A 26,031-nucleotide genomic window follows, 5' to 3' on the forward strand; every position below is an offset into this window, starting at 1 on the left:
TGTCCCGGGTCGTGGTGGACGCCTGTCCCGCCCGGTCCGTCCCCGGCGTCCGGCGGGGACGGCGGGGGATGTCGCGTGATCTGTTCAGGAGCGGTTCGGCACCGGATTCCGGCCGTGTGGACGAAACGGGGCACAACGAAAACCCCTATTCCAGACCCGGTCCCAAAATACCCTGCTGGTCACTCCTTTACCGCTACTACTCCCCAACGAGCGCGGTCGGCTTGCTCCCGGCGGTGCCCGGCGGCCGCGCCGCACGGGGCGCGGCCGCCGCCGTCGGCGTCCGGTGCCGACGGCGGCGGGGTCCGCTCATCAGTCGCTCTGGGTCACCCCGGCGGCCTCGAAGGTCGCCACGTCCCGCAGAGCGCGTGCGGCGCTCTGCACCAACGGCAGCGCCAGCAGCGCCCCGGAGCCCTCCCCCAGCCGCAGGTCCAGGTCGACCAGGGGGCGCAGCCCCAGGTGCTCCAGTGCCACGGAGTGCCCCGGCTCGCTGGAACGGTGCCCGGCGACACAGGCCAGGCGCGCGTCGGGGGCCAGCGCCACCGCGGCCAGGGCCGCGGCTCCGGCGATGACCCCGTCCAGCACGACCGGGACCCGCAGGAACGCCGCCCCCAGGATGAATCCGGCCAGGGCCGCGTGCTCCAGGCCGCCCACGGCGGCGAGCACGCCCACGGGGTCGGACACGTCGATCCGGTTGGCCTCCAGCGCCGCGCGGACGACCGCCACCTTGTGCTCGTACACGGCGTCGTCGACGCCGGTCCCCCGGCCGGTGACCTCGGCGGCGTCGCGGCCGGTGAACGCCGAGACCAGCGCGGCCGACGCGGTGGTGTTGGCGATGCCCATGTCGCCGGTGAGCAGGCAGCGGTTGCCCGCTGCCACCAGGTCCCGGGCGACCTCGATGCCCGCCTCGATGGCGTACTCGGCCTGCAGCCGGGTCATCGCCGGGCCCCTGGTCATGTCGGCGGTGCCGCGGGCGATCTTGCGGGGCAGCAGCCCCGGCACGGCCGGCAGGTCGTCGACCACCCCCACGTCCACCACGGTGACCTCGGCCCCGACCTGCGCGGCGAAGGCGTTGACCACCGCGCCTCCGGCGAGGAAGTTGTGCACCATCTGCGTGGTGACCTCCTGCGGCCAGGCGGTCACCCCCTGGGCGTGGACGCCGTGATCGGCGGCGAACACCGCGACGGCGGCGGGTTCGGGCAGTGGCGCCGGGCACTCCCCAGCCAGCCCGGCCAACTGCACCGAGACGTCTTCGAGCACGCCCAGCGAGCCGGCCGGCTTGGTCATACGGGCCTGGCGTTCCCGGGCCTCCTCCACGGCCCGCTGGTTGAGCGGGCCGATCCCGGCGATCGTCTCCTCCAGCAAACTGGTGGACTCCTCCCCCGGCAGGCCGCGCCGGCCGTACTGCTCCCAGTGCACCGCCCAGGCCAGCGGGCGGCGCTGCGCCCAGCCGCCCAGGGACAGCTCGGGTTCGGGCGGGAACTCCTCCACGTAGCCGACGCACAGGTAGGCGACGATCTCCAGGTGCGGCGGCAGGTCCAGTTCCCGGGCGAGCTCCCGTTCGGAGAAGAAGCTCACCCAGCCCACGCCGAGCCCCTCGGCCCGCGCGGCCAGCCACAGGTTCTCCACGGCCAGCGCGGTGGAGTAGGCCGCGGTCTGCGGCTGGACGTGCCGCCCCAGCGTGTGCCGTCCGCCCCGGGTGGGGTCGACGGTGACCACGATATTGAGCGGGGTGTCCAGGATCGCCTCGACCTTGAGCCCGGAGAAGGTGCGCGCCCGCGCCCCGGGCAGGGCCCGGGCGTAGGCTTCGCGCTGCCGCTGCACGAGCTCGCGGACCCGGGCCCGGGTGCCGCGGTCGTGGATGACCACGAAGTCCCACGGCTGGGAGAAGCCGACGGAGGGCGCGTGGTGGGCGGCTTCCAGGACGCGGACCAGGACGTCGTCGGGGACGGGGTCGGGGCGGAATCCCACCCGGACGTCGCGGCGCTCCCGGATGGCCCGGTACACGGCCTCGCGTTCGACGTCGCTGTAGGCGTGGGCGGCGGGGTCCGCGGAGGGCGCGGTCTCGTGCGGCGCGGCCGGCTCCGCGGCCGGCTCCGCGGCCGGTTCGCCGGCCGGTTCGGCGACGACCTCGTCGGGGTCGTAGCCGACCGGTTCCTCCTCGGTCGCGGCCGGGGAGGCCGGGGCGGCTCCGGCCGCCTCGGCCGCTTCGGGTTCGGGCGGGAGTGCCGCGGGCTGTGCGTTCACGGGGTGGCTGGGACCTTCGGGTTGTGCGGTTGCGGGATCGGTGGGCGGGGCGGGCGGTTCGAGGCCGTGCGGTGCGGCGCGCTCCCCGGCCGTCGGGCGCAGCGGGACGACGGTGCGCGCGGCCGGCTCCGCGGCGGGGGCGCCGCCCTCCTGGGCGGGCCGGTCCGGCGCCGTCCGGTCCCGGTGCGGTCGGGCGTCGGGCCGCACGGTCGCGCCGGGCGCCGGCCGGACGGCCGGCGGCGCGGGGGGCGGGCGCAGGCCGGCGCCCCGCCCCGCCTCGGGCAGGCCGTCCAGCAGTCCGCCCGGTGACCGGGGGCCGTCGGGCGGGTGCACCGCGGCCCAGCGGCCTTGCGGGGACGGTTCGGACACGGCACGGACGTCCCAGGCGGGCCCTCTCCGGGCCCGTCCCTGGCCGGCGTCCCGTTCGTCTCCGGGAACGCTGTCTGTGCGGTCACCGCTCAAGGGTTCCTCCGTGGTCGCTGGTCGGTCTCGGTCTTCGGGCGACGGCGTGTGGCTCCTCGGTCACGCCGGACCTCCGCGGCACGGTGGAGGGGCCGGGGCGCCGGACATCTCCTCCACTCAGAGCAACTCTGCCAGAAGTGCCACGAGCCGCGCGTTGGTCTCGGCCGCTCGGACCGCGATGCGTAGATAGTCCTTTCCCAGGCCGGGGAAGGTGTCGCCGCGGCGCACCGCGACACCGCGTCCGCGCAGTCGCGTGCGGAGCAGGTCCGCCCCGGGGGTCCGCACGAGCAGGAACGAAGCGCGGGGGTCGGGGGTGACGGCCAGTCCCAGGGCGGTGAGGTCCTCGGCCAGGCGGGTGCGCCGTCCGGCGAGGTCGACCGCCCAGGACTCGGCTTCGGCGAGCGCCCGGGGGGTGCTGCACTCGCGCGCCGCCACCAGCGCCGGCGTGGAGACCGACCACAGCGGCTGGGCCTCGGCCAGGCGGCGGACCAGCGGGGGCTCGGCCAGCAGGTAGCCGACGCGCAGCCCGGCCAGTCCCCAGGTCTTGGTGAGGCTGCGCACGACCACCAGGCCGGGCAGGTCGGCGCGGCCGGCCAGGGACTCCGGTTCCCCGGGGACGCAGTCGGCGAACGCCTCGTCCACGACGAGGACGCGGCCCGGCCGGGCGAGGGCGGCCAGGGTCCCGGCGGGGTGCAGCACCGACGTGGGGTTGGTGGGGTTGCCGACCATGACGAGGTCGGCGTCGTCGGGGACGGCGCCGGGGTCGAGGGTGAAGTCGCCGTCCAGCACGACCCGCTCGACCGGGTGTCCGGCGGCGCGCAGAGCCGCCTCGGGTTCGGTGAACTGGGGGTGCACCACGACCGCGCGACGCGGGGTGAGCGCACGCGCCAGCAGCACGAACGCCTCGGCCGCGCCCGCGGTGAGCAGGACCTCGGCGGTCGTCCGGCGGTGGCGGCGGGCCACCGCGCGCCGGGCCGGTTCCGGGTCGGGGTAGGCGGCCAGGTCGGCGACGGAGGCGGCGAGGCGTTCGGCCAGCCAGCGCGGCGGGGTGCGGTCGCGCACGTTGACCGCGAAGTCGAGCAGGCCGGGCCCGACCTCGGTGTCGCCGTGGTGGCGCAGATCGACCATGTGTCCTCGCGCTCCTCGAGACGCTGGATGGCTTCCGTCGCACGAAACCTACCGCCCGGGTCCGTCCCGGGCCGTTCCTCCCCTGCTCCGCCGCACCCGGGCGGTGCCGTACGTGGCGGAGCGACCACGGAGTGTCGGCGGTTCGCCGGGCCGCGGCCGGGCTGCGCGGAGGCGGCCCGGTGCCCGGGTCAACCGACCAGGTCGGGGCGGATGACGCTATAGACGGCCAGGTCGGTGCGTCCGCGGTGGAGCGGCATGGCGTTGCGTTCGATGCCCTCGTAGACGTATCCGGCCTTCTCCGCGACGCGGCGCGAGGCGGTGTTGTCCGTGGCGGCCTTCAACGCGATCCGTTCGAACCCCTGGTCCAGCAGCACCCAGTGGGTGACGGCGACGACCGCCTCGGGAGCCAGGCCGCGGCCGCGCGCGTCCGGCGCCATCAGGTAGCCGATCTCGGTGGTGCGCGCCGCCCAGTTGGTGCGGACCACCCCGAAGGACCCGACATAGCGTCCGGTCCGGCGGCACACGGCCGCCCAGTGCTGGCCGTCTCCGGTCGCCCGGGTGGCCGGGGCGGTGTCGACGCACCAGGTGACGGCGTCGGACCGGGTGTAGGGGCGGCCGGGCGCGGGGATCGGCAGCCAGCGCTGGGTGAGCGGGTCGCTGGCCGCGCGCAGCACGTCGTCGACGTCGTTCTCGGTGAAGGCGCGCAGGACCAGGCGCTCGGTCTCCAGGATGACGCTGGGCATGATCGGGCCGGTGGACACACTCGCTCCTCTGCGGGCCGGGCGGCCGGCCGCGGTGCGACGGCCGCCCCGTTCCCGGTGACCCCGCTCCGCCACCGGACGACTGCTGTGGGCCAGTGTGCCAAGGCCGTCCGGCCCCGGCCAAGCAGCGCCCCGCCGGGGTCGCCGCCCCCGTTTCCGGGGAGCGGCCACGGTTTGGCAGGGTGTTGGACGAATGTCCCCTACCCCGTCCTCCCGGAGCGTTTCGTGGTCTGGCTCTTACTCGTCGGCGTCCTGCTCGCGGTGCTCGCCCCCCTGCTGCTGCTCTTCGCCCGCCTCACCCGCCTGCCGCCGCCCACCGCGACGCCCCGACGCGTCCCGCACGACGCCGGGGGCGGCGCGGCCGGCTGACCCGGTCCGCCGTCGGGACCGGCCCCGCGCCTCTCACGCGGCCACCCGGGCCAGCAGCCAGACGCCGGTGGCGGAGTCGTACCGCAGCTCGTAGAGCCCGAGGTCCGCTCCGGCCCCGGCACGCACCCGCCAGAAGACCCGCTCCGGCCGCCTCCCGTCCCCGGTGAAGTCCGCGCGCACCGTGACCCAGTGGTCGAGGACCTGCCGGACCACGTGGACGCGCCCCTGCCAGACGAACCGCGTCGGCCGCCCGTCCCTGTCCCACACCCGCACTGGCACGCCGTAGCCCTGTCCCGTCATCACCGCTCCCATGAACCCCCCAGCACAAGCGCGCACGCGGCCGACCAGCGTTCAGGCCACAACCGAATTCGAACACACGTTCTAATGATAGGGGAGGGTGCCGCGGGGCAGGGGCGAAACCGCCGATGTTCCCGGGTTTCCGAGCTCCGCGCCCCCACTCTCGCGAAATCGCCTTCCGCCGCTCCCCCGTGGTTGACTTCCGGCATCCCGAGACACCGCGCTCCCCGCCGCCCCGCCCCGGGCTCGCTAGGCTGTGGGAGGCGAACCGCACCCCTCATCACATAAGGAACCCCCAACTGTGACGCGAAACGGGCACGAGCGCGCCAGACCCCTCCGCACCGGCGACCCGACCGAACTGGGCGACTACCGCATCGTCGGGCGTCTGGGCCGGGGCGGCATGGGAACGGTCTACCTCGGCAGGGACGCGGCCAGGCGCCTCGTCGCGGTCAAGCTGATCCACCCGGACCTCAGCGAGGACCCCGCGTTCCGGCAGCGCTTCGCGCGCGAGGTGGCGGCGGCCCGCCGGGTCGCCCGGTTCTCCACCGCCGCGGTGCTGGACGCGCGGCTGGACAGCGACCCGCTGTTCATCGTCTCCGAGTACGTTCCGGGCCCCAACCTGGCCGAGGCGGTCAAGACCGACGGCCCCATGCACGGCGGCACCCTGGAGAGCCTGGCCGTGGGGGTCGCGGCGGCGCTCACCGCGATCCACGGCGCGGGCGTGGTGCACCGCGACCTCAAACCCGCCAACGTACTGCTGTCCACGGTGGGGCCGAAGGTGATCGACTTCGGGATCGCCCGGGCGCTGGACGACGACAGCGCGGTCACCCGCTCCAGCCAGATCATGGGCACCCCGTCCTACCTCGCCCCGGAGATCATCGCGGGCGACCCTCCCGGACCGCCGTCCGACATCTTCTCCTGGGGCTGCCTGGTCGCCTACGCCGGAACCGGGCGCACGCCCTTCAACGCGCCCACCGTCCCGGCGGTGCTGCACCAGATCATCTCCGGGCAGCCCGACCTGTCGGGGCTCGACCCGGCGCTGCGGGAACTCGTGGAGAGCGCGCTGGACAAGTTCCCCGACAACCGTCCCACCGCCCAGCAGCTGCTCAACCGGCTGGTGGGGCAAGAGGAGCCGAGTCCCGACGCCGTCCACGAGACCGTGGTCCGCTCCTGGACCCCGCCGTCCGTGGCGCGCCCGGAGTCCGCTCCCTCGGGTCCGCAGCCGGCCCCGCCCGCGACCACCCCGCCGACCGGGCAGCCCGCGGCCGCTGCCGCCCTGCCGCCCGTGGCCACCCCGTCGGCCGGGCAGCCCGCGGCTGCCCCGAACCGGGAGCCCGTCCCCCCGCCGCCGGGCACTCCCCCGGTCGGGCAGCCCACCGCCGCCCCGCCCCCGGCCGGCGTCCTCCCGGCCGCACCGCCGTTCGCCGCCCCGCCCCCGGCGGGCACTCCTCCGGCCGGGCAGCCCGCGCCGGCCACCGCACCCCTGTCCGGCGGTTTCGGCGCCTTCCCCCAGGGCGCCCCGCCGTCCACCCCCACCCCGCCGGGCGGCCAGCCGCCCCCGGCAGCCGACTCCCCGCAGCCCGAACGGCCCCGCCGGCCCCTCCCGCTGCGGGCGGTGGGGGCGGGTGCAGGCGTGCTGGTCCTGGCCGCCGCGGCGGCCCTGGGCGGCGCGTGGCTGTTCGGCGGCCGCGAGATGCCGCAGGGCATCCAGATCTACGCCGACGACTTCACCTCCCCCCAGGGCTGGGACGACCGCGACTTCGACCCCTCGGACACCTTCTACTGGCGGGGCTACTACCAGGGCGGCTACGCGCTCAGCGCCGACGGGGACTCCCGGACCTCCACCGGCCACCCCGCCCCCGTCTACGACCTGCCGACCCGGGTGCGGGTCAGCGCCGCCGCCCGGGTGCTGTCCGGCCCCGACTACGGGACCTACGGGCTGTACTGCTTCCGCAACGACGACGGGGACGACACCGTCACCTCCTACTACGCCAGCGTGCGGGTGGACGGCACCGCGGCCCAGATCCGCCGCGACGGGGGCGAGGAAGGCTCCACCCACCTGGAGGAGGCCATCGGCGACCCCCTCCTGCCCGGGTTCACCGCCTCCCCCGAGGACGGGGGCGAACCGGCGGTCAACACGCTCGACTTCACCTGCGAACTGGACGACGCGGCCGACACGGTCACCCTCAACCTGTGGCTCAACGGCGAGCACGTGCTGGAGGCGGTCGACTCCAAACCGCTGCCCCACGACGGCGAGGGCGCCCCGCAGGCGGGTATCCGGGCAACCCGGGGCGCCGGCGGGGGCGGCAACCTCGTGGTCGTCTTCGACGACTTCGCCGTGTACCGGTTGGACGGCGCGGACGCCGGGGAGTCGGAGCGGTAACGTCGGGTCCCGCACCAAGCCGCGAAGTTCGAAGGAGGCCACGCATGCGCGCCATCGTCGTCGAGGAGACCGGAGGCCCGGAGGTGCTGCGTCCGGGCGAGGCGCCCGACCCGGTGCCCGGCCCCGGGGAGGTCGTCGTCGACCTGGCCGCCCGCGGCGTCAACTTCATCGAGATCTACCAGCGTTCCGGCATCTACCCGGTGTCCCTGCCGTGGATTCCGGGCAGCGAGGGCGCGGGCGTGGTCAGCGCCGTCGGCGAGGGCGTCACCGGGGTGGCCGTCGGCGACCGGGTGGCGTCGGTGGGGCTGCGGGGCTCCTACGCCGAGCGCGCCGTGGCCGCCGCCGCCGACCTCGTCCCCGTCCCCGACGGCGTCACCACCGAGCAGGCCGCCGCGGTCCTGCTCCAGGGGCTTACCGCGCACTACCTCACCCACTCGACCTACCCGGTCCAGCGGGGCGACACCGTGCTGGTGCACGCCGCGGCCGGCGGGACGGGACGGCTCCTCGTCCAGTTCGCCAAGCAGCGCGGCGCCCGGGTCATCGGCACGGTCTCCACCGCGGACAAGGAGCGCCGGGCCCGCGAGGCGGGGGCGGACGAGGTCGTCCGCTCCACCGAGGCCGACGTGGCCGCCGAGGTGCGGCGGCTCACCGGCGGGGAGGGGGTGCCCGTGGTCTACGACGGCGTGGGCGCCGCCACCTTCGACGCGAGCCTGGCCTGCCTGCGGCCGCGCGGCATGCTGGTGCTGTTCGGGCAGTCCAGCGGCGTGGTCCCGCCGTTCGACCCGCAGCGGCTGAACGCCGCCGGGTCGGTCTACCTGACCCGGCCGTCGCTGGGCCACTACACGCGGACCCGGCAGGAGCTGCTGGACCGCGCCTCGGCCGTGCTGGGCTTGGTGGCCTCCGGCGGACTCGCCGTGCACGTGGGCGGCCGCTACCCGCTGGCCGAGGCGCACCGGGCCCACACCGACCTGGCCTCCCGCGCCACCGTGGGCAAGCTGCTGCTCGTCTAGGGCGCACCGCCCGGGCGGGGGCGGACCGGGAGGGCTGCCGGTCCGGTCCGCCCCCGCTGTCTCACGGCTCGCTCTGCCGCTGGCCGGGCAGGCCGGACGGCCCCGCCGCCGCCTGGGCCTCGGCCTTGGCCTCCGCCACCGCCTCGGCCGCGCGGTCGGCGGCCAGGTCGGCGGCGTGCAGCGCCTCGGCACTGGGGCCGCCGCCCGAGGTGAGCTCCGGGGCCGTCCCCTCCGGCTCGTCGCCGTCCGGTTCCTCCCGCTCGGCGCGCTCCCCGTCGGCGGAGGGCGCGAACGCCCTGCTGAGGTTGTGGACCGCCTGGGTGAGCTCACCGGGGATGACCCAGAAGGTGTTGCCCTCGCCCTGGGCGAGCGTGGGCAGCGTCTCCAGGTACTTGTAGGCCAGCAGCTTGGAGTCGGCGTTGTTGGCGTGCACCGCCTGGAACACCCGCTCGATGGCCTTGGCCTCGCCGTCGGCGCGCAGGATCGCGGCCTGCTGCTGGCCCTGCGCCTCCAGGATGGCCTGCTGGCGGGCGCCCTCGGCGGTGAGGATACGGGCCTGCCGCTCCCCCTCGGCGTGCAGGATCGCGGCCCGCTTGTCGCGTTCGGCCCGCATCTGCTTCTCCATCGCCTCCTTGATGGTGGGCGGCGGGTCGATGGCCTTGATCTCGACGCGGTTGACGCGGATGCCCCACTTGCCGGTGGCCTCGTCGAGGACGCCGCGCAGCCGCGAGTTGATCTCCTCCCGCGAGGTGAGGGTGCGTTCCAGGTCCATTCCGCCGATGACGTTGCGCAGTGTGGTGACGGTGAGCTGGTCGATGGCCTGCAGGTAGTTGGCCACCTCGTAGGCGGCGGCGCGCGGGTCGGTGATCTGGTAGTAGAGGACGGTGTCGATGTTGACCACCAGGTTGTCCTCGGTGATCACCGGTTGCGGGCGGGAGGAGAACACCTGTTCGCGCAGGTCGAACCTGGTGTTGACGCGGTCCACGACCGGGATGATGAAGTTGAGTCCGGGCTGCAGGGTGCGCAGGTAGCGGCCGAAGCGCTCGATGTTGTAGGCGCGGGCCTGGGGGACGATCCGTACGGTGGACATCACTCCCAGGACCACGATGATCGCGAGGGCGATGAGGACGATCTCCGTAGCCATGACGGCTGTCTCTCCTCCTTCGGTGGTGCCCCGCTGGGAGGGGCGGGTGTCGCGAGGGCCGGGGGCGTGTCGTCCCTCACCGGTTCGGGGTCACGGCAGTTCGTCCCGCGGATAGACCACCGCGGTGGCGCCTTCGATCTCCATGACGTCGACGCGGGCTCCGGCGGGGATGTGCCGGGTCTCGTCGAGGCACCGGGCCGACCACTCCTCGCCGGAGAGCTTGATCCGGCCGCCGTCCGCGGTGATCTCCTCGACGACCAGGGCGCTCCGTCCCACCAGCGCCTCGGCGCCGGAGCGGAGCAGCGGCGGCTGGGCCATGTGGCGGCGCGCGATCGGCCGGATGACGAGCAGACCCGCGGCCGAGGCGGCCAGGAAGGCCAGGATCTGTCCGGACAGGCCGACTCCGATGGCGCCCGCCACCCCGGCGACCAGCGCCGCCGCCGCCAGCAGGCCGAGGGCGAGGGTCAGCGTGAACAGTTCGGCCACACCCAGCACAACGGCCGCGATCAACCAGACAACCCACACCGGCATACCCACTCCCGCCTTCTGTGGCGCGCATTCCTAGGGCTACCCGCGAACCGCCCCCTTTGCACCGTCCGTTTTCGGACAGGACCGATCAGCCCGCGGGACAGGCGGACAACCCCGGCCGCTCCCGGCCGACTTCCGCTCCCCCGTTCCTTTTCCGGCGGAGTCTGCGAGAATCCGGGCATGAGCCACTATCCCGACCCGTACGGCGGCCAGGGCTCCCCCGGCCCCTGGGACCAGGGCGGCGCCTCCCCGGGACCGTTCCCGCCGTACGACTCCACCGGCGGCTACTCCGCCCCGCTGCCCTCCGTCCCCGAACAGCCGATCGCCGTGCTCGGCGACATCACCGTCACCCAGAACACGGTGATCACGCCGGTCGGGTCGTTTCCGCTGCGGGGAAGCATGTGGTCGATCAACGACATGACCTCGGTGCGGCAGACGATCCCCACCTGGGCCGTGGTCCTGGCGCTGGTCGGCTTCCTCGTGGTCTGCGCTCTGAGCCTGTTCCTGCTGCTGGTGAAGGAGACCTCGGTGGCGGGGACGATCCAGATCACCGTCGCCCACGGCGACCGGTTCTACACCACCCAGGTCCCGGTCCACACCCCGGCCGACATCACCCGTGTCCACCAGCAGTTCCACTACGTCCGTTCGCTGACCTTCTGAGGTCCGCCGCGGCGCCGCGGCTCCTCAGCGCCGTGCCGCGCGGTCGACCGCGTCCAGCCCCCTGGCCGCCGCGGCGGCGACCAGGGCCGCCCCGACGGTGACGGCGCGGGACAGGCGGACGGCGCGGCGGACGTCCGCGGCCCGGGGCGGCCGGCCGTCGCCGATGCGGGGACGCTCCTCGACCCGTCCGCCGTAGACGTTGCGTCCGCCGAGGCGGACACCGAGCGCTCCGGCGAACGCGGACTCGCACTGGCCCGAGTTGGGGCTGGGGTGGCGGTTCCCGTAGCGGAGCCAGCTTTGCCAGGCGCGGCGCGCGTCACCGCCGACGGCGGGGGCGGCGGCCGCCGCGAGCAGCGCGGTCAGCCGGGCCGGGGCCCAGGTGGCGATGTCGTCCAGGCGGGCCGCCGCCCAGCCGAACCGCGCGTACCGCACGGAGCGGTGGCCGACCATCGCGTCGAGGGTGTTGACCGCGCGGTAGCCGAGCAGTCCGGCGCTGCCCAGCAGCGCGCCCCACACCAGGGGGGCGACGACCGCGTCAGCGGTGTTCTCGGCGACCGACTCGATGACGGCGCGGGCCAGCGCCTCCTCGTCGAGTCCGGCGGGGTCGCGTCCGCACAGGCGCGGCAGGCGGCGCCGCGCCTCGGCCAGGTCCCCCGCCTCCAGTGCGTCGGCGAGGCCCGCGGCCTCCCGTTCCAGCATGGCCCCGCCGACGACGGTCCAGGTGGCCACGGCGGTGGCGGCCAGTGTGCGGCCGGTCGCGGCGCGCGCGTCGGCGAGCGCCCCGAGGGCCGCGACGGGGGCCACGGCCGCGGCGGCGAACACCGCTCCGCGCGTCCGGTCGGGCGCGTACAGCAGCCGTTCCAGCCGGGCCGCCGCGGTTCCGAACAGCGCGACCGGGTGGCCCCGTTCGGGGTCGGCGACCAGCCGGTCCAGGGCGACGCCCGCGAGCAGTCCCAGGGCCCGCGCCCGGCGGGCGGTTCGACGCTTCTTCCGCATGCCCCGACCCTAGAGGCACCGTCCGGCCGGCCGCCCGCCGGGGCGGCCGCGGTCACTGCGTGCGGGTGGCGTAGTGGTCGGCCCGTTCGTAGACGTCGCCGACGTAGGCGTCGGAGTGGTTGTAGGCGTGCACCGCGCGCCACCACTGGTCGCCGTCGGTCAGGTCGCGGCCGTCCGCGCACAGGTAGCGGGCCGCCGCCAGTGCCGCGTCGTCGATGTCGTGCGGGTCCTCGACTCCGTCTCCGTCGCCGTCGGCGGCCCAGGTCCGCCAGGTGGCGGGGATGAACTGCATGGGGCCGACCGCGCGGTCCCACTCGGTGTCGCCGTCGAGGCGTCCGCCGTCGGTGTCGGGGACGGCGGCGGTGCCGTTGCCGCCGTCCAGGGCGATGCCGATGATCGGCTCGGTGGTGGTCCCGTCCGCGCCGCTCCGGCCGCCGCCCCAGGTGCCGTGCTCGGTCTCCACCGAGCCGATGGCGGCCAGCGTCACCCAGGACACGCCGCAGGCGGGGTTCTCGTGTTCCCTGACCAGCTGGGCGCCCGCGTAGCCGAGCAGCGCCCGCTCGGGGATGCCGGTCTGCCCGCTGACGCGCGCCAACCACTCGGCGCTGATGCGCTCGGCGGGGGCCTCCGGGACCACCGGTTCCGTGCGCGCCGGCGCGGTGCGGGCGCCGGTCTCGGCGGCTTCCTCGGAGGGGACGGCGGGGGCCTGCTGGAGCGGGGAGGGAGCGGCGGGTGCGGCGTCCGCCGCCACGCCGGCCAGCCGCACCCCGTCGGCGTCGTAGCCTTCGGGGGGCGCGGCGGCCCCTCCGCTCCCGCCGGTGCTGTCGGAGCCGACGACCAGGACCGCGGGGACGGCCACGACCGCGGCCAGGCCGAACAGGACCAGGCGCAGCCGCAGCACCTGGCGGGTGTAGTCGCGCCAGGTGCGGGCGTGCTCGGCGCGTTCGGCGGGTCCGGCCTGCGCCGAGGTGAGGCCGTCGAGGGCCAGGTCGGGGTCGGGACGTCCGGGGCGCCGCTGCGGGGGCCGGGGTCGCCCGGTCCCCGCGCACCGCCCGGGACACCTCGCCGGACCTTGTCGGAAGTAAGGACATACCGGCAGGTCAATGCTTATAGTGAGGGCAAAAGCACACTCCGCGTCCCCCCGCTGTCCGCTGCCGCGACGGAAGGGGGCCCATCGTGCACCTGATTCACCTCATCCTGCTTCTCGGCTGGTGCGGCCAGTACTGGACCTGGTGAACGGGGGTGCGATCCAGCGGGACCGGTGCCCGTGGACCGCCTCGGGGCGGTGTGCCGCACCTCACGAAACACCGTCGCCACGATTCTGGGCGGTGTCGGGCGGGCGGTAACGTGGGCGATGGTGCCGTACCGACCGGTTCGGCGAGAAGTGCACGGTAAACAGCCGTGACGACGATTGGCTCCAGTTGCTACGATTTCGTGCGATCATGAGCGGCATCGGCGGTATCCCCTAAAATGTCGCCTCGGCTCCGGATCATCCGGTGGTGGACCGACCCGTCAGCGCCGCCGGCCAGGACGGTTCCCGGGGCGGGAGCACACCGCCACAACTGAATCCGAGCGCCTGTAGCTCAGTGGATAGAGCACCGGACTTCTAATCCGACGGTCGCAGGTTCGAATCCTGCCAGGCGCGCATCCAGTGAACAGGGCGGACACCCACCGAGTGCCCGCCCTGAAGCGTTGCCGATCCCCCAGGCGCAGCAGCAGGTGCAGCAACCGGAGGAAGACCGTTCGAGTTCGTCGAGATTCGTCTCCGTTCCTCGGTCTTCTCTCTCCCCCGGGTTCGTCCCCGCCTCGGACAACCAGGTGGCGGCTGTATGCCGTAGATCATGGATGCGCGCGTTCTCCACCCCGGCCCGCCCCCGAAGGGGGCGGTCAGTGCCAGGACGCCCCGGCCGGCCCGCGTCCGGGCGGCGCGCGGTCTCCCGGACCAGCGGGGCGGGGCGCTCATTCGGGGATCCGGCCTCCGGCGACCATGACGACGAAGCCCAGCACGGCCAGGCTCAGGTTGGCGTACAGCTCGTACCCGGTGAGCAGGTCGATACGGGGGATGACGACCCGGTTGAAGACGTTGAGGAACGCCCCCATGAACGGTTGGACGTAGAGGTGGTCGACGGCTCCGCTGAGGCCCATGAGCATCAGCAGGAAACCCGCGGTCTGCAGGGGTTGGCGCATGCCGTCGACGCTAGGGGCGCCGCCCGGCCGCGCGGATCGGTCCGCGGGATGCTCTCCGCCGACCGAGGTCTCCGGTCGGCGGGGAGCGGGCGCGACGAAAGTATCGGTTCCGGTGACCGGGGTATCGGCCCGCGCGTTCGCGGTGGAACGGCCGCGCGCGGGGCCCGTAGGCTCGTCCTCTGATGACCGGGTTCACGCGTTCCCGCGGCCTGCGCGACTGGCTGGTGGACTGCTGCCTGTTCGTGACCGCGGTGGTCTGGGGTGTGGTGCTGTCCGGGGTGCGCCTGGAGGAGGGCGCGGTCCCCGACGTGGTCCCGGCGTGGCTGTTCACCCTCGACCAGTTGACGGGCGTGCTGGGCTGCGCGGCGCTGTGGCTGCGCCGCCGGTGGCCGACCGGGCTGGCCGTGGCGCTGGTGCTGCTGTCGGTGTTCTCCGAGACGATCGCCGGGGCGATGCTGGTGGCGCTGTTCTCGGTGGCCGTGCACCGGCCGCCGCGCACCAGCCTGGCCGTCTTCGGGCTCAGCCTGTTCACCGCATTCGGCTACGTGCTGCTCCGCCCCGAGCCGGGCACCCCCGCTCTCCTGCTGTTCCTGCTGGGTGCGGCGTTGCAGGGGGTCGCGGTCGGCTGGGGTCTGTTCGTGCACCACCGCCGCCGCCTGGTGGCGTCGCTGCGGGAGCGCGCCGAGGCGGAGGCGCGGCGCGCGGCCCGTGAGGAGATCGCCCGGGAGATCCACGACGTGCTGGGGCACCGGCTGTCGCTGCTGAGCGTGCACGCCGGGGCGTTGGAGTACCGGCCGGACGCGCCCGCCGAGGACGTCGCCCGCGCGGCCCGCGTCATCCGGGAGAGCGCCCACCAGGCGCTGCAGGACCTGCGCCAGGTCGTGGGAGTGCTGCGCGCCCCCGTCGGGGAGCTGCCGCAGCCCGTCTTCGCCGACCTCTCCCACCTGGTCGAGGAGGCCGAGCGGGCCGGGACGCCGGTCCGGCTGGAGGCCGAGGTCGACGGGGACGTGCCCGACCCGGCGGGCCGCACCGCCTACCGGATCGTGCAGGAGGCGCTGACCAATGTCCGCAAGCACGCCCCGGGCGCGGCGGTGACCGTGCGCGTCGCCGGGGCGGCGGGTGAGGGGCTGGAGGTGGCGGTGGTCAACACCGCGCCCGCGCCGGGCTCGGGGGCGGTGCCAGCGGCCGGGTCCGGGCAGGGGCTGCTGGGGCTGGCCGAGCGGGTGGACCTGGCCGGGGGGAGCCTGGAGTACGGGCCGCTCGCCGACGGTGGCTGGCGGCTCGCGGCCCGGCTACCCTGGCCGTCGTGACCTCGCCTGCCGACACGCCGATCAGGGTGCTGCTCGTCGACGACGACCCGCTGGTGCGCGCCGGGCTGACGATGATGCTGGGCGGCGCGCCGGACCTGCGGGTGGTCGGCGAGGCGGGCGACGGTGAGCAGGCACTGGCCCTGGCCGCCGAGTGCCGTCCCGACGTGGTGCTGATGGACATCCGCATGCCCGGTGTGGACGGGTTGGCCGCCACCGAGCGGCTGCGGACGAGCGCGGACGCCCCCGAGGTGATCGTGCTGACCACCTTCGACGCCGACCGGCACGTGCTGCGGGCGCTGCGCGCCGGGGCCGCCGGGTTCCTGGTGAAGGACACCCCGCCGGAGGAGATCGTGGCGGCGGTGCGGCAGGTGGCGCGCGGCAACCCGGTGCTGTCGCCGGAGGTGACGCGCCGGCTCATCGCGCGGGTCGCCGAGTCCGGCGAGGACCGGCGGCGGGACCGCGCCCGGCGGCGGCTGGCCCAGCTCAACGACCGGGAGCGGGAGGTGGCCGTGGCGGTGGGCCGCGGCCTGTCCAACGCGCAGATCGGCGCGGCGCTGCACCTGAGCGTGCCCACGGTCAAGACGCACGTCTCCGCCGTCCTGGCCAGGTTCGGTTTCACCAACCGGGTGCAGATCGCGCTGCTGGTGCACGACGCGGGCCTGCTCGACGACGAGGAGGAGTGACCCCGCTCAGTAGCCGGCCCAGGCGTTGCGGTGGTAGTCGATGATGCGCGGGTGCAGCAGGGTGGACGGCAGGGGTTCGCCCTGGGCGTCCGGGCGGCGGTCCTTGGGGAAGACCTGGGCGGCCTCCAGCACCGCCGCGTCCAGGAAGGCGGTGTCGGGCGCGTCGGCGGGCAGCGCCAGTTCGGGGGCGCGGTCGGTGCGGGCCAGGAAGAACCCCCAGTTGCCGAAGCTGGGCACGTCCACGTTGTAGGGGGTGGTGTGCAGTCCCGCCTCGTGCATGCTGCGCTGCACGCTCCAGTAGGCGCGGGGCGCGAAGTACGGCGACCCGGCCTGCACGACGGCCCGGGCGTCCGCCGTCATGGCCTGGCGCAGCAGCCCGTAGAACTCCACCGAGTACAGCTTCGCGGTGGCGACGTCGTCGGGGTCGGGCAGGTCCGCGACGACCGCGTCGAAGCGGTCGGCGGTGGTGCGCAGCCAGGTGAACGCGTCGTCGTTGACGACGGTGACCCTCGGGTCGTCGAGGGCGCCGCGGTTGAGTTCGCTGATCCGGGGGTGGGTGCGGGCCAGTTCCACCACGGCCGGGTCCAGGTCGACCAGGACGACGCGCGCCACGTCCTCATAGGCGAGGATCTCGCGCAGCGCCAGTCCGTCGCCGCCGCCCAGCACGAGGACGTCGCGGCGCGGCCCGTCCATCACCGGGTGGACCAGCGACTCGTGGTAGCGGTACTCGTCCAGGGACGAGAACTGCAGGTCGCCGTTGAGGAACAGGCGCAGGTCGGTGCGGGCCAGGTTCTCGGTGAGGACGATCTCCTGGTAGTCGGAGCGCTGCGCGTGCACGACGGGGTCGCGGTACAGGGCCTGGCGGGCGTCGACCTCGAAGCGGTCGGACAGCGCCAGCACGCTCACCGACGCTGCCATGACCAGGGCGAGCCCGGCGGCGAGTCCGGCCGTGCCGAGCCGGGTGAGGGAGCGGCGGAACAGCCACAGCACGACCGCCATGCCGGTGACCGCGTTGACCATGCCGACCAGCACCACGCCCTCCAGCAGGCCGAAGGCGGGCAGCAGCAGGAACGGGAAGGCGAGGCCGCCGATGAGGCCGCCCACGTAGTCGGCGGCGAACAGGTCGGCGACGGCGGTGGCGGCCTCCTGGCGGCGGATGCGCTGGATGAGGGTCATCAGCAGCGGGATCTCCGCGCCGATGAGCACGCCGATGAGGAAGGACAGGCCCACGAGGGCGGGCTGGTAGAGGGAGAACCAGGCGAACGCCGCGTACAGGACCAGCACCGACAGGCCGCCGACCAGCGACAGCAGGCCCTCGACGACGGCGAACCAGAACGCGGGCCGCTCGGTGAGCCGTTTGGACGCCAGCGAGCCGACGCCCATCGCGAAGACCATCACCGCCAGCACCACGGACGCCTGGGTGATGGTGTCGCCGAGCAGGTAGCTGCCGAGGGCGACGAGCGCGAGCTCGTAGACGAGGCCGCACGCGGCGCAGACGAACACCGCGAACAGCACGGCGAAGCGGGCCAGCCGCGGCGGCACGGGAAGCCGCTCGGCCTGGCCCGCCGGGTGTTCGGCGACGGCGGGGTCGGCCATCAGTAGATGGCGGTGGCCACGACCGCCGCGACCGCCAGGTGCGCGGAGGCGTTGACCCAGGCCGCGGGGTGCAGCTCGGTCTCGGCGACGATGGAGCCGAGCTTGCCGGGGGTGAGCAGGTCGATGAGGACGAACGACAGCGCCATGATGACCAGGCCCACCAGCCCGTAGACGGCGGTGCTGACCAGTCCGGCGGCCAGCCCCTCGGCGCTGGTGGCGATGGCGGTGGCGACCACGATCGCCACGCCCAGGGTGTTGGAGGAGACGATGAGGGTGGCGTTGCGGTTGCGGTCGCTCCAGATCAGCTCGTGCAGTTTGCCGGGGGTGAGCAGGTCGACGATCAGGTAGCCCAGGGCCATCAGCGCGATGCCGACCACCCCGTAGGCCAGGCAGGCGAGGACGTCGATGAGCAGTAGGTACATGGGGGTTTCTCCTCGGTCGGGTCGGTGTGGTACGGGGCGGGGGCTACTTGCCCCAGCCGGGGCCGCCGCCCCGGTTGGAGCTGCCGCTCCCGGAACTGCTGCCGCCGAAGAACCAGACGCCTCCGCCGCTGCTGCTGGAAGAAGAAGAGGAGGAGCCGCCGCGGCGGCCGTCGTCGCAGCCGACGTAGACGTACTGGCCGTTGCGCTTGTCGTAGTCGCCGTCGTTGGGGTCGTACTCGTAGCGGATCTCCCGGCCGTAGTCGCCCCTGTTGGCGCCGACGAAGCGGTACTGGCCGCCCGACTTCTCGTAGTCGCCCCGGCCCGGCTGGTACACGTACACCTCCTCCCGGTCGTAGTCGCCGCAGCGGGCGCCGGAGGAGCTGCACGAGGCCGCGAAGATGACGATGAGCGCCAGCACGCCCAAGCCGACGAGCACGCTCTTCTTGACGGTGGCGGAGTGGTCAGCGGTCATGGCCGGGGGTCTTCCTTCCGGGGGGCGGAGGGCTGAGGACGGTGGTGGACACGGTGGCCACCAGTTCGCCGCTCTGCGGGTAGGCGTGCCAGGTCAGCCAGTGCAGTACCGGCCCGGCGGCGGCCACCAGCAGCGCGGTGACCGCGAGGGGGTCCCCGGGGAAGACGGCCGACAGCGCGTCGGAGCGGTCGGCCAGCCGGTCGCGGACGGCGGCGGCGCGGGCGGCGAACTCGGCGGGGCCGAGACGGCGCACGGAGCTGGCGAAGTGGTAGCGCATCGTGCCCGGTACGCGCGGCGCCGCTTCCTCGGGCAGGCCGCCGGGGACATCCGGCAGGCAGGCGACGGTCTCCACGAGACGGTCCGGGCCGTGGTCCACGACCACCTGGTGGGAGGCGCCCAGCACGCGCAGGCGGACGCGGGCCCCGGCCAGGTGCACGGTGCGTTCGACCAGCGGCTCGACGGGCCGGTGGGTGACGCTCCAGGCGAGGTCGGCGGCGCGGGTGTCGCTGAACGGGACGTCGACGGCGACGCGCATGTCAGTTGCTGCCGGGGTAGACGGTGAGGCTGCCGGGGGCGACGTCGGTGCCGAGGCTGGCCTCCCAGGAGCCGTGGTCGAACCGTTCGAACGCCAGGTGCCTGCCGTCGGGTCCCTCGTAGTCGGCGTAGTCCATGCCGCCGCTGGCGCGCAGGCCGGTGGTGCCCTCGGAACGGTAGGCGGCGGTGCCGCGCTCCACGAGTCGGTAGGTGACGCCTTCGACGGTGAGCTGCTTGGGGCCGGGGACGACGTCCAGGTCGGGGCGGCTGGTCCACAGCACCAGCTGCACGTCGGGGTCCTCCTCCACCGACAGCCAGCGCCGCTGTCCGGTGCCGCCCTCGTCGACGAAGTGCTCGGCCCACTCCCAGCCGCCTTCGGACAGTCGCAGGGTGCCGCGCACCCAGACCCGTTCGACACCGAAGTCGAGCATGTCGCCGACCTTGATGGTGCGCGGGTCGCCCTGGGTGCCCTGGTCGGCGAAGGGGTCCTGCGGGGGCTTGGGGGCGGGCGGCGGGGCGGCGGCCCGCTTCCTGCGCTCCCGGACCAGCAGGTAGATCACGACCGCCGCGAGGGCGAGGGCCGTCAACAGGATCACTTCGCGCACGCCGGTGTTCTCCTCGTTCTCAACTGTGCCGATGGTCGCATGCCGGGACGGGAGCCGTCCAACCTGTCCGCAACGGCTGCACCCTGCTGTGGGACGGGGAAGCAGGACACTTCCGTTCACGCCGTTGCGTTTTCGTTATGCATTTTCCACGTGTCGCCCTGGCTTTTCCCCGGCACCGCCCCCGCGCGGGTCGGCCCCGCGGTCCCGTCCCCGTTCCGTCCGGATCGTGCGGGTTAGTTCTCCCGGGGGCGGAGCAGAAGTGAAGGGGACGGTTGAGACGACTTCCTGGGGAGGCTTCCATGCCACAGCGCGACGACGCGGCGGCGGTCGACACCGCGGCCCTGCGCGACCTGTTGGACGGCCGGTGGGCCGCGGTACGGCGCCGCGCCCGCGAGGTGCTGCGCGGCCCGGAGTTCGCGCCCCGGCACGGCCTGGGCATGGAGGAGCACCGCGCCCGCGTCACCGGGCAGCTGCACACGCTCGCCGGAACGGACCTGGCCCGCTACGGGTTCTCCCCCGAGTACGGGGGCGCGGGGGACGTGGGCGCCTCCGTGGTGGCCTTCGAGATGCTCGTGTGCGACCTGTCGCTGATGGTGAAGCTGGGCGTGCAGTGGGGCCTGTTCGGCGGCGCGATCCAGGCGCTGGGCACCGAGCGGCACCACGCCGCCTACCTGCCGGGGGTGATGTCGTTGGAGATCCCCGGCTGCTTCGCGATGACGGAGACCGGGCACGGCTCCGACGTGCAGGGGCTGCGCACCACCGCGACGTTCGACCCGGACACCGACGAGTTCGTGGTGCACACCCCGGACGAGGCGGCCCGCAAGGACTACATCGGCAACGCGGCCCGCGACGGCCGGCTGGCCGTGGTGTTCGCGCAGCTGGTCACGGGCGGGCAGCGGCACGGTGTGCACGCGCTGCTGGTGCCGGTCCGCGACGCCGACGGCGCTCCGATGCCGGGGGTGCGCATCGAGGACTGCGGCCCCAAGGCGGGACTGAACGGGGTGGACAACGGCCGCCTCTGGTTCGACCGGGTGCGGGTGCCGCGGACCGCGCTGCTCAACCGGTACGGGGACGTGGCCGCCGACGGCACCTACTCCAGTCCCATCGCCAACCCGAACCGGCGGTTCTTCACCATGCTGGGCACGCTGGTGCGCGGCCGGATCAGCGTGGCGGGGGGCGCGGGCAGCGCCACGAAGGCGGCGCTGGCGATCGCCGTCCGCTACGGCGAGGTCCGCCGCCAGTTCTCCCGCCCCGACCGCGACGAGGAGGTGGTGCTGCTGGACTACCTCGCCCACCAGCGCCGCCTGCTGCCCGCCCTGGCCCGCACCTACGCGCTGCACTTCGCCCAGGAGGAGCTGGTGTCGCGGCTGCACGACGGGCTGAGCGGCGAGCCGCTGGACGACCGCGGCCAGCGGGAGCTGGAGGCGCACGCCGCCGGGTTGAAGGCGGTCGCCACCTGGCACGCCTCCGAGACCATCCAGACCTGCCGGGAGGCGTGCGGCGGCGCGGGCTACCTGGAGGAGAACCGGCTGCCGCAGCTGCGCGCCGACACCGACGTGTTCACCACGTTCGAGGGCGACAACACGGTGCTGCTGCAACTGGTCGGCAAGAGCCTGCTCACCAACTACCGGCAGGAGTTCGGCAGCCTGGACACACTCGGCATGGCCAAGTTCGTGGCCGGGCAGTTCCTGGGCACCGTGGTGGAGCGCACCGCCGCCCGGTCGCTGCTGGACCGGCTGGTGCAGGCCGCGCCGGGCCGCGACGGCGAGGCCGGCCTGCTGGACCGGGAGTGGCAGCGGGCGCTGCTGGAGGACCGGGAGAACCACGTGCTGGAGGGGCTGGCGCGGCGGCTGCGCGCCGCGTCCGCCGCGGGCGCGGACCCGTTCGCGGTCTTCAACGACGTGCAGGACCACGTGCTGCTGGCGGCGCGCGCCCACGTGGACCGGCTGGTGTTCGAGGCGTTCGCCGCCGCCGTGGACCGGGCCGGCGACGCGGGCACGCGCACCGTGCTGGGGATGCTGTGCGACCTGTCGACGCTGTCGCTGGTGGAGCGGGAACGCGCCTGGTTCCTGGAGCACGAGCGGCTCACCCCGGCCCGCGCCAAGGCGGTCACCGCCGCCGTGAACTCGCTGTGCCGCAGGCTGCGTCCGCACGCCCGCGCCCTGGTGGACGCGTTCGGGTTGAACGACGAGTGGCTGGCCGCGCCGATCGCGCTGGGCGCGGAGGAGGCCCGCCAGGCGGAGCAGGCCCGCGCCGGGGAGCCGGTGGGCGCGTCGTCCGGCTGAGCCCGGGGTCAGTCGTCCTGCGGGGGCCGCACCACGGGCCGGTGCACGACCTCGTCGATGACCGTGAGGGTCTGCGTGGAGTTGACGCCCGGCAGCGACTGGAGGCGGGTGAGGATGAGGTCGCGCAGCTGGTCGGTGTCGGCGAGCCGCACCAGCAGCACGATGTCGGCCGAGCCCGCCACGTACCAGCAGTATTCGACTTCGGGGTAGGCGGAGATGATCTCGCGGTTGGCCCGCCAGTCGGGCTGGCTGCCGGAGACGAGGATGAGGGCGGTGATGCCGAGTCCCATCCGGGCGTGGTCGACGACGGCGGAGTAGCCGCGGATCACCCCGTCGTCGGTGAGCCGTTTGATGCGGTTGTAGGCGGTGGCGCGAGAGATGTCGGCCATCTCGGCGAGTTCGGTGACGCCGATGCGCGCGTCCCTGGCGAGCGCGTCGATGATCACCCGGTCGACCTTGTCGGGCAGCCGTCTGGGCCGCCGCTCGTCACTGGCCACTGCTCCGCCTTCCACTTCCCCGATCTCTCCCCCGACTCTCCCTCGAAAGAAATAACCAAGGGGGGAAAGCCCCGTCCACACATTTCTCAGGAGTTGAGACTAGAAAAGCGGCCTACCAGCGATTTTCCCCAAAAGTGGGGAAGAGCACACCAAAGGCCGCGTGGTCGGGGGCAGCGAGTCGAGTTCCGACACCGTCACAAGGAGGTCTGATGCCTGTTCCCGGCACGGTCCGCGACCGCCTGCGCGGTTTCCTCCCGGTGGACGCCGAGATCCGCTACGTGTTCCCCGCTGCCTGGAACGATTCGGCGTCCTGCTACGTGGTGGTCACCAACACCTCCGTGGTGGTCGTGGCGAACCGCAGGTTCCGCAAGAAACACCCGCACCAGGTGTGGCGGGTCTTTCCCCGGGAGGTCCGCATCGGTCCCGTCGACACCCACCTGTCCCCCACCTTCGAACTCGGCGGCCGGGAGTTCTGGGTGGACGAGGAATACGTCCCGGTCATCAATGCCGCCGACGCGGAACTCACTCCGGGGTCCCTGCCCCCGGACCCGCTGTGAGAACGGAAGCGGGCCGGCCACCCGACCGCCTGCATGGCCATGATCTTGACAAGAACGGCCCGTGTTCTGCGGTTTGGTGCCCCACGGTGTCAAGATCACCACGGTCGGCGGCAGCGGGTGAACGCGGGCAGCGGGGGCTCGAACACCGCCCACACCGCGTGGCCGCCGTCCTCGGTGGTCCACCGCCCCCAGTCGGTGCTCAGGGCCGCCACCAGCCGCAGGCCCCGCCCGCCCACGGTGAACGGGTGCACGTCGGGCCGGACCTGCGGGCTGCGCGGCCGCCCCGTCACCGGGTCGGGTCTGGGTCCTTCGTCGGCCACCGACACCAGGACCAGACCGGTACGCAGCCCCGACAGGCTCACCGACACCTTGCCGCCCTGACCGCTGACGCTGTGCTGGCAGGCGTTGGCGAACAGCTCCGCCACGACCAGTTCGGCGTCGTCAGCCGCGTGCGGGAAACCGATGAGGCTGCCCCGGACCCGGTGTCTCAGGTCCGGGCAGAGTACGGGATCACCCGGCATTTCCCAGAACTCCGAGACCACACACAGACGATCGGAGTCAGCCCCGGAGTCGTCGTTGGTGTTCGCGGTGTCGGTCATCAAGCCGCTCCCCTCAGCATGGCGCGACGTGCAGCCACCAGGTTCACCCGGGAGCGTGACACATCTTCCGAGGTCACGCGGCCGTTTTCGCAGAGTTCAGCGGCCGCTCCGGTTACCCGCGACACATGCGCGGACCTGGTGCGCCCCCAGATGAACCACTGGTTTCCGGACGAATCCCGCACCACGTCCACGGGGACGAGGCGGGTGGGCGTGCGGCCGTACGGCACGGGTGAGCGGGCTTCCCGGGGGAGCGGGACGCAGTCCAGTTCCAGAGCGTGGAGCTGCTGTTCGTGCCGGATGTCGTAGCCTGGCCCCACGACCCTGTCCCCCAAGCCACCGACCCCCGCCGGAATGGCTCTGGGGACGGGGTCGTCGCACGGTCAGATCTTCTTCAGCACGTCCGCGAGCAGCGTGCCCACCTTCGCGGCCGCGGCGCGGCCGGTGCGGAGGACGTCCTCGTGGTTGACGGGACCGGGGCCGAGGCCCGCGGCGGGGTTGGTGACGAGGGACAGGGCGAGCACGCGGGCGCCGAGTTCGCGGGCGGCGATGGCCTCCAGGACCGTGGACATGCCCACCAGGTCCGCCCCCAGGGTGCGGAGCATGCGGACCTCGGCGGGGGTTTCGAAGTGCGGACCGGGCACGGCCGCGTACACGGCTTCCGGCAGGGCCGGGTCCACTTCGCGGGCCAGTGCCCGCAGTTCGGGGCTGTAGGCGTCGGTGAGGTCCACGAAGCGGGGGCCGACGACCGGGGAGCGTCCCGTCAGGTTGATGTGGTCGGCGACCAGCGCCAGCCGGCCCGGTGCCAGGTCCGGGTCGAGGGACCCGGCGGCATTGGTCAGCACGATCGTGTCGGCGCCGGCCGCGACCGCGGTGCGGACGCTGTGCACCACCGTGTCCGGGTCGTGCCCCTCGTACAGGTGGGGGCGGCCGAGGAACACCAGCAGCTCGCCGCGGTGGCCGGGCACGCTGCGCACCACGCCGTGGTGGCCCAGCGCGGCCGGCTCCACGAACCCGGGCAGCAGGGTGGCGTCGAGTTCGACGCGGGGGGCGCCCAGTGCGTCGGCCGCCGCCTCCCAGCCCGAGCCGAGGACCACCGCGGCGGTGTAGCGGTCCACCCCGGTGCGGGCGCGCAGCCGGTCGGCCGCCGCTCGGGCGCGTGCGTGTGCCTGGATGCTCACCTGTTCTTCTCCTCCTCCCACCCGCGGAGAACGCGGGAAACGATCACCCTACTCGCGGAAACCGCCGTCCAGCCTCCCTTCGGCGGGGAGCCGGGGCGTGTCCACCGTCCCAACGCTGCCCTACGCTGAGGCTGCGAAGGAGAGGAGACACGCCTTGGCGGAGTTCCGGCTGTCCAGTGACGACGATGTCGACCTGCGCAAACTCGCCACGGCCCTGGTGGAGTCGCAGGGGTGGCCGCGGGAGCGGGTGAGCGTGTGGGACAACCGCGACGGCGAGGTCGTGGTGACCGTGGACGACGCGGTGCTGCGCCCGCCGGAGCCGAACCCGCTGAACCGGCCCGTGCACACGCCCCGGGAGGTGCACCGCGCCTGTGAGCTGCTGCGCCGCGAGGACCCGTCGCTGGCGGGGGTGGACTTCGGCGTGTTCCGCGCCGAGGCCGCCCGGTTCTTCGCCGCCGGGTGGTCGGTGGCGGACCTGCGGCACGCGCTGACGGCCCGCCCCGACGGGCTGCCCTGGCCGCGCGGCGAGGGCTACCAGGGCACCGAGTGGCTGGAGCACCGGCTGCGGCACTGGAAGACCCCCACCGGCGACATCCGGCCGTCGGTCTCCCAGGAGGAGGCGCAGCTGCGGGTGGTGGGCCGCACCGGGCTCCCCGCGGACCTGGGGCTGCCCGAGGACGGGGCGGGGCCGCGGCCGGCGGCGCGGCCCGAGGTGGCGCGTGCCGCGATCGACGACGCCCGACGGCTGCTGCGCGCCCAGGCCCGCACCACCAGCGACGCGCTGGTGCACCGGGACCGCACGGCCGCGCGGATGTCGCGCACCGACCGTTGAGGTTGTCATCCGCGCGTGATCTTTGACCGAGGTTTCACCAGCTCGGGATGTTGCCGCAAACGGTGGCGGCGGGTCCGGGGCGGGACCGCGGCCTAGAGTGTGGAGCACCGCTTCCGGTTCGGACCTCGGACCGGAGCCGGGGTACCGGCTCCGTCGTCCCGCCGGTGGGGGCGGTGGTGGCTGTCGACGCTGTCGACCGGATGCGTCGGACCGTACGGACCTGCGGACCGCGCATCGTGTTGTCTCTCGGCCTGGCGCTTGGCCTGACAACCGCCCCGGCCCCGGTGCTGGC

At 74.1% G+C, this 26,031-nt stretch carries 26 protein-coding genes and 1 tRNA gene; 10 read left to right on the forward strand and 17 right to left on the reverse strand.

What is annotated here, in order from left to right:
- Positions 1-309: 309 nt before the first annotated feature.
- The 3 genes from cobT to FOF52_RS11225 form a co-directional block, all read right to left on the reverse strand.
- Positions 310-2,613 (reverse strand): nicotinate-nucleotide--dimethylbenzimidazole phosphoribosyltransferase, encoded by a 2,304-nt coding sequence (gene cobT, locus FOF52_RS11215; RefSeq protein WP_248589911.1) that lies wholly within the window; start codon positions 2,611-2,613, stop codon positions 310-312.
- A 210-nt stretch (positions 2,614-2,823) separates the two neighbouring features.
- Positions 2,824-3,834 (reverse strand): Rv2231c family histidinol phosphate aminotransferase CobC, encoded by a 1,011-nt coding sequence (cobC, locus tag FOF52_RS11220; RefSeq protein WP_248589912.1) that lies wholly within the window; start codon positions 3,832-3,834, stop codon positions 2,824-2,826.
- A gap of 188 nt (positions 3,835-4,022) precedes the next feature.
- The gene (locus FOF52_RS11225) at positions 4,023-4,577 is read right to left on the reverse strand and encodes a GNAT family N-acetyltransferase (RefSeq protein ID WP_248593839.1); all 555 of its coding nucleotides are present in this window, start codon (positions 4,575-4,577) and stop codon (positions 4,023-4,025) included.
- 243 nt (positions 4,578-4,820) lie between these two features.
- On the opposite strand from FOF52_RS11225, the gene FOF52_RS11230 reads away from it, so the two are divergent.
- Positions 4,821-4,964, forward strand: a complete 144-nt coding sequence (locus tag FOF52_RS11230) for a hypothetical protein (RefSeq protein WP_248589913.1) — start codon at positions 4,821-4,823, stop codon at positions 4,962-4,964.
- Between the two features lie 33 nt (positions 4,965-4,997).
- Here the strand turns inward: FOF52_RS11230 and FOF52_RS11235 are convergent, their stop codons facing one another.
- Positions 4,998-5,264, reverse strand: coding sequence for a DUF6504 family protein (locus FOF52_RS11235; protein ID WP_248589914.1), 267 nt, complete (start codon positions 5,262-5,264; stop codon positions 4,998-5,000).
- A 298-nt stretch (positions 5,265-5,562) separates the two neighbouring features.
- Between FOF52_RS11235 and FOF52_RS11240 the strand changes: the two genes are divergently transcribed.
- A complete protein-coding gene (locus tag FOF52_RS11240) occupies positions 5,563-7,644 on the forward strand; it encodes a serine/threonine-protein kinase (protein WP_248589915.1) in 2,082 nt (693 codons plus the stop codon).
- A gap of 44 nt (positions 7,645-7,688) precedes the next feature.
- Positions 7,689-8,654, forward strand: coding sequence for a quinone oxidoreductase family protein (locus FOF52_RS11245; protein ID WP_248589916.1), 966 nt, complete (start codon positions 7,689-7,691; stop codon positions 8,652-8,654).
- Between the two features lie 61 nt (positions 8,655-8,715).
- Here the strand turns inward: FOF52_RS11245 and FOF52_RS11250 are convergent, their stop codons facing one another.
- Both FOF52_RS11250 and FOF52_RS11255 read right to left on the reverse strand, forming a co-directional pair.
- Positions 8,716-9,798, reverse strand: a complete 1,083-nt coding sequence (locus FOF52_RS11250; protein ID WP_248589917.1) for an SPFH domain-containing protein — start codon at positions 9,796-9,798, stop codon at positions 8,716-8,718.
- Between the two features lie 90 nt (positions 9,799-9,888).
- Positions 9,889-10,329, reverse strand: a complete 441-nt coding sequence (locus FOF52_RS11255) for an NfeD family protein (RefSeq protein ID WP_248589918.1) — start codon at positions 10,327-10,329, stop codon at positions 9,889-9,891.
- A 177-nt stretch (positions 10,330-10,506) separates the two neighbouring features.
- On the opposite strand from FOF52_RS11255, the gene FOF52_RS11260 reads away from it, so the two are divergent.
- The gene (locus FOF52_RS11260; RefSeq protein ID WP_248589919.1) at positions 10,507-10,986 is read left to right on the forward strand and encodes a hypothetical protein; all 480 of its coding nucleotides are present in this window, start codon (positions 10,507-10,509) and stop codon (positions 10,984-10,986) included.
- A gap of 24 nt (positions 10,987-11,010) precedes the next feature.
- On the opposite strand, the gene FOF52_RS11265 is transcribed toward FOF52_RS11260, so the two are convergent.
- Positions 11,011-11,982, reverse strand: coding sequence for a cobalamin biosynthesis protein (locus FOF52_RS11265; RefSeq protein ID WP_248589920.1), 972 nt, complete (start codon positions 11,980-11,982; stop codon positions 11,011-11,013).
- Positions 11,983-12,034: 52 nt separating this feature from the next.
- Positions 12,035-12,883 carry a lytic transglycosylase domain-containing protein gene (locus FOF52_RS11270; RefSeq protein ID WP_248589921.1) on the reverse strand — a complete coding sequence of 283 codons (849 nt, stop codon included), beginning with the start codon at positions 12,881-12,883 and terminating at the stop codon, positions 12,035-12,037.
- A 671-nt stretch (positions 12,884-13,554) separates the two neighbouring features.
- Here FOF52_RS11270 and FOF52_RS11275 point away from each other — a divergent pair.
- Positions 13,555-13,627: transfer RNA gene (locus FOF52_RS11275), tRNA-Arg, on the forward strand.
- 314 nt (positions 13,628-13,941) lie between these two features.
- Here FOF52_RS11275 and FOF52_RS11280 read toward each other — a convergent pair.
- Positions 13,942-14,169: a hypothetical protein gene (locus FOF52_RS11280; RefSeq protein ID WP_248589922.1), complete on the reverse strand. Its 228-nt coding sequence runs from the start codon at positions 14,167-14,169 to the stop codon at positions 13,942-13,944.
- Positions 14,170-14,351: 182 nt separating this feature from the next.
- Here FOF52_RS11280 and FOF52_RS11285 point away from each other — a divergent pair, with 182 nt between their 5' ends.
- A complete protein-coding gene (locus tag FOF52_RS11285; RefSeq protein ID WP_248589923.1) occupies positions 14,352-15,479 on the forward strand; it encodes a sensor histidine kinase in 1,128 nt (375 codons plus the stop codon).
- The gene (locus FOF52_RS11290; protein WP_198156458.1) at positions 15,476-16,162 is read left to right on the forward strand and encodes a response regulator; all 687 of its coding nucleotides are present in this window, start codon (positions 15,476-15,478) and stop codon (positions 16,160-16,162) included. Before FOF52_RS11285 ends, FOF52_RS11290 begins: the two co-directional genes overlap by 4 nt.
- Positions 16,163-16,168: 6 nt before the next feature.
- Here the strand turns inward: FOF52_RS11290 and FOF52_RS11295 are convergent, their stop codons facing one another.
- Genes FOF52_RS11295 through FOF52_RS11315 form a run of 5 tightly spaced genes read right to left on the reverse strand, consistent with a single transcriptional unit; the run spans position 16,169 to position 19,791 of the window.
- Positions 16,169-17,758, reverse strand: a complete 1,590-nt coding sequence (locus tag FOF52_RS11295; protein ID WP_248589924.1) for a polyamine aminopropyltransferase — start codon at positions 17,756-17,758, stop codon at positions 16,169-16,171.
- Positions 17,758-18,180, reverse strand: a complete 423-nt coding sequence (locus FOF52_RS11300) for a DUF350 domain-containing protein (protein WP_248589925.1) — start codon at positions 18,178-18,180, stop codon at positions 17,758-17,760. The genes FOF52_RS11295 and FOF52_RS11300 overlap by 1 nt, the downstream gene beginning before the upstream one ends.
- A gap of 43 nt (positions 18,181-18,223) precedes the next feature.
- Complete coding sequence (locus tag FOF52_RS11305; RefSeq protein WP_248589926.1) at positions 18,224-18,652, reverse strand: hypothetical protein; 429 nt, start codon at positions 18,650-18,652, stop codon at positions 18,224-18,226.
- The gene (locus tag FOF52_RS11310; protein WP_248589927.1) at positions 18,642-19,187 is read right to left on the reverse strand and encodes a DUF2617 family protein; all 546 of its coding nucleotides are present in this window, start codon (positions 19,185-19,187) and stop codon (positions 18,642-18,644) included. The genes FOF52_RS11305 and FOF52_RS11310 overlap by 11 nt, the downstream gene beginning before the upstream one ends.
- Before the next feature lies 1 nt (position 19,188).
- A complete protein-coding gene (locus tag FOF52_RS11315; RefSeq protein ID WP_248589928.1) occupies positions 19,189-19,791 on the reverse strand; it encodes a DUF4178 domain-containing protein in 603 nt (200 codons plus the stop codon).
- Between the two features lie 299 nt (positions 19,792-20,090).
- On the opposite strand from FOF52_RS11315, the gene FOF52_RS11320 reads away from it, so the two are divergent.
- Positions 20,091-22,076, forward strand: a complete 1,986-nt coding sequence (locus tag FOF52_RS11320; protein WP_248589929.1) for an acyl-CoA dehydrogenase family protein — start codon at positions 20,091-20,093, stop codon at positions 22,074-22,076.
- 8 nt (positions 22,077-22,084) lie between these two features.
- On the opposite strand, the gene FOF52_RS11325 is transcribed toward FOF52_RS11320, so the two are convergent.
- Positions 22,085-22,573, reverse strand: a complete 489-nt coding sequence (locus tag FOF52_RS11325) for an Lrp/AsnC family transcriptional regulator (protein WP_248589930.1) — start codon at positions 22,571-22,573, stop codon at positions 22,085-22,087.
- Positions 22,574-22,782: 209 nt separating this feature from the next.
- On the opposite strand from FOF52_RS11325, the gene FOF52_RS11330 reads away from it, so the two are divergent.
- On the forward strand, positions 22,783-23,130 hold the full coding sequence (locus tag FOF52_RS11330; protein WP_248589931.1) for a hypothetical protein: 348 nt from the start codon (positions 22,783-22,785) through the stop codon (positions 23,128-23,130).
- A gap of 95 nt (positions 23,131-23,225) precedes the next feature.
- Here FOF52_RS11330 and FOF52_RS11335 read toward each other — a convergent pair whose 3' ends face one another.
- Positions 23,226-23,729, reverse strand: coding sequence for an ATP-binding protein (locus FOF52_RS11335; protein WP_248589932.1), 504 nt, complete (start codon positions 23,727-23,729; stop codon positions 23,226-23,228).
- A gap of 380 nt (positions 23,730-24,109) precedes the next feature.
- On the reverse strand, positions 24,110-24,907 hold the full coding sequence (locus FOF52_RS11340) for a purine-nucleoside phosphorylase (RefSeq protein ID WP_248589933.1): 798 nt from the start codon (positions 24,905-24,907) through the stop codon (positions 24,110-24,112).
- A gap of 154 nt (positions 24,908-25,061) precedes the next feature.
- Here FOF52_RS11340 and FOF52_RS11345 point away from each other — a divergent pair, with 154 nt between their 5' ends.
- Positions 25,062-25,739 carry a hypothetical protein gene (locus FOF52_RS11345; RefSeq protein ID WP_248593840.1) on the forward strand — a complete coding sequence of 226 codons (678 nt, stop codon included), beginning with the start codon at positions 25,062-25,064 and terminating at the stop codon, positions 25,737-25,739.
- The last annotated feature ends 292 nt before the right edge of the window (positions 25,740-26,031 follow it).

The organism is Thermobifida alba (assembly GCF_023208015.1).
Taxonomy (GTDB): Bacteria; Actinomycetota; Actinomycetes; order Streptosporangiales; family Streptosporangiaceae; genus Thermobifida; species Thermobifida alba.

Coding starts and splice junctions, on each gene's coding strand:
- cobC (WP_248589912.1), bottom strand. CDS start 3,834: ATGGTCGATCTGCGCCACCACGGCGACACCGAGGTCGGGCCCGGCCTG.
- FOF52_RS11225 (WP_248593839.1), bottom strand. CDS start 4,577: ATGCCCAGCGTCATCCTGGAGACCGAGCGCCTGGTCCTGCGCGCCTTC.
- FOF52_RS11235 (WP_248589914.1), bottom strand. CDS start 5,264: ATGACGGGACAGGGCTACGGCGTGCCAGTGCGGGTGTGGGACAGGGAC.
- FOF52_RS11245 (WP_248589916.1), top strand. CDS start 7,689: ATGCGCGCCATCGTCGTCGAGGAGACCGGAGGCCCGGAGGTGCTGCGT.
- FOF52_RS11250 (WP_248589917.1), bottom strand. CDS start 9,798: ATGGCTACGGAGATCGTCCTCATCGCCCTCGCGATCATCGTGGTCCTG.
- FOF52_RS11255 (WP_248589918.1), bottom strand. CDS start 10,329: ATGCCGGTGTGGGTTGTCTGGTTGATCGCGGCCGTTGTGCTGGGTGTG.
- FOF52_RS11260 (WP_248589919.1), top strand. CDS start 10,507: ATGAGCCACTATCCCGACCCGTACGGCGGCCAGGGCTCCCCCGGCCCC.
- FOF52_RS11265 (WP_248589920.1), bottom strand. CDS start 11,982: ATGCGGAAGAAGCGTCGAACCGCCCGCCGGGCGCGGGCCCTGGGACTG.
- FOF52_RS11280 (WP_248589922.1), bottom strand. CDS start 14,169: ATGCGCCAACCCCTGCAGACCGCGGGTTTCCTGCTGATGCTCATGGGC.
- FOF52_RS11285 (WP_248589923.1), top strand. CDS start 14,352: ATGACCGGGTTCACGCGTTCCCGCGGCCTGCGCGACTGGCTGGTGGAC.
- FOF52_RS11295 (WP_248589924.1), bottom strand. CDS start 17,758: ATGGCCGACCCCGCCGTCGCCGAACACCCGGCGGGCCAGGCCGAGCGG.
- FOF52_RS11300 (WP_248589925.1), bottom strand. CDS start 18,180: ATGTACCTACTGCTCATCGACGTCCTCGCCTGCCTGGCCTACGGGGTG.
- FOF52_RS11305 (WP_248589926.1), bottom strand. CDS start 18,652: ATGACCGCTGACCACTCCGCCACCGTCAAGAAGAGCGTGCTCGTCGGC.
- FOF52_RS11310 (WP_248589927.1), bottom strand. CDS start 19,187: ATGCGCGTCGCCGTCGACGTCCCGTTCAGCGACACCCGCGCCGCCGAC.
- FOF52_RS11320 (WP_248589929.1), top strand. CDS start 20,091: ATGCCACAGCGCGACGACGCGGCGGCGGTCGACACCGCGGCCCTGCGC.
- FOF52_RS11330 (WP_248589931.1), top strand. CDS start 22,783: ATGCCTGTTCCCGGCACGGTCCGCGACCGCCTGCGCGGTTTCCTCCCG.
- FOF52_RS11335 (WP_248589932.1), bottom strand. CDS start 23,729: ATGACCGACACCGCGAACACCAACGACGACTCCGGGGCTGACTCCGAT.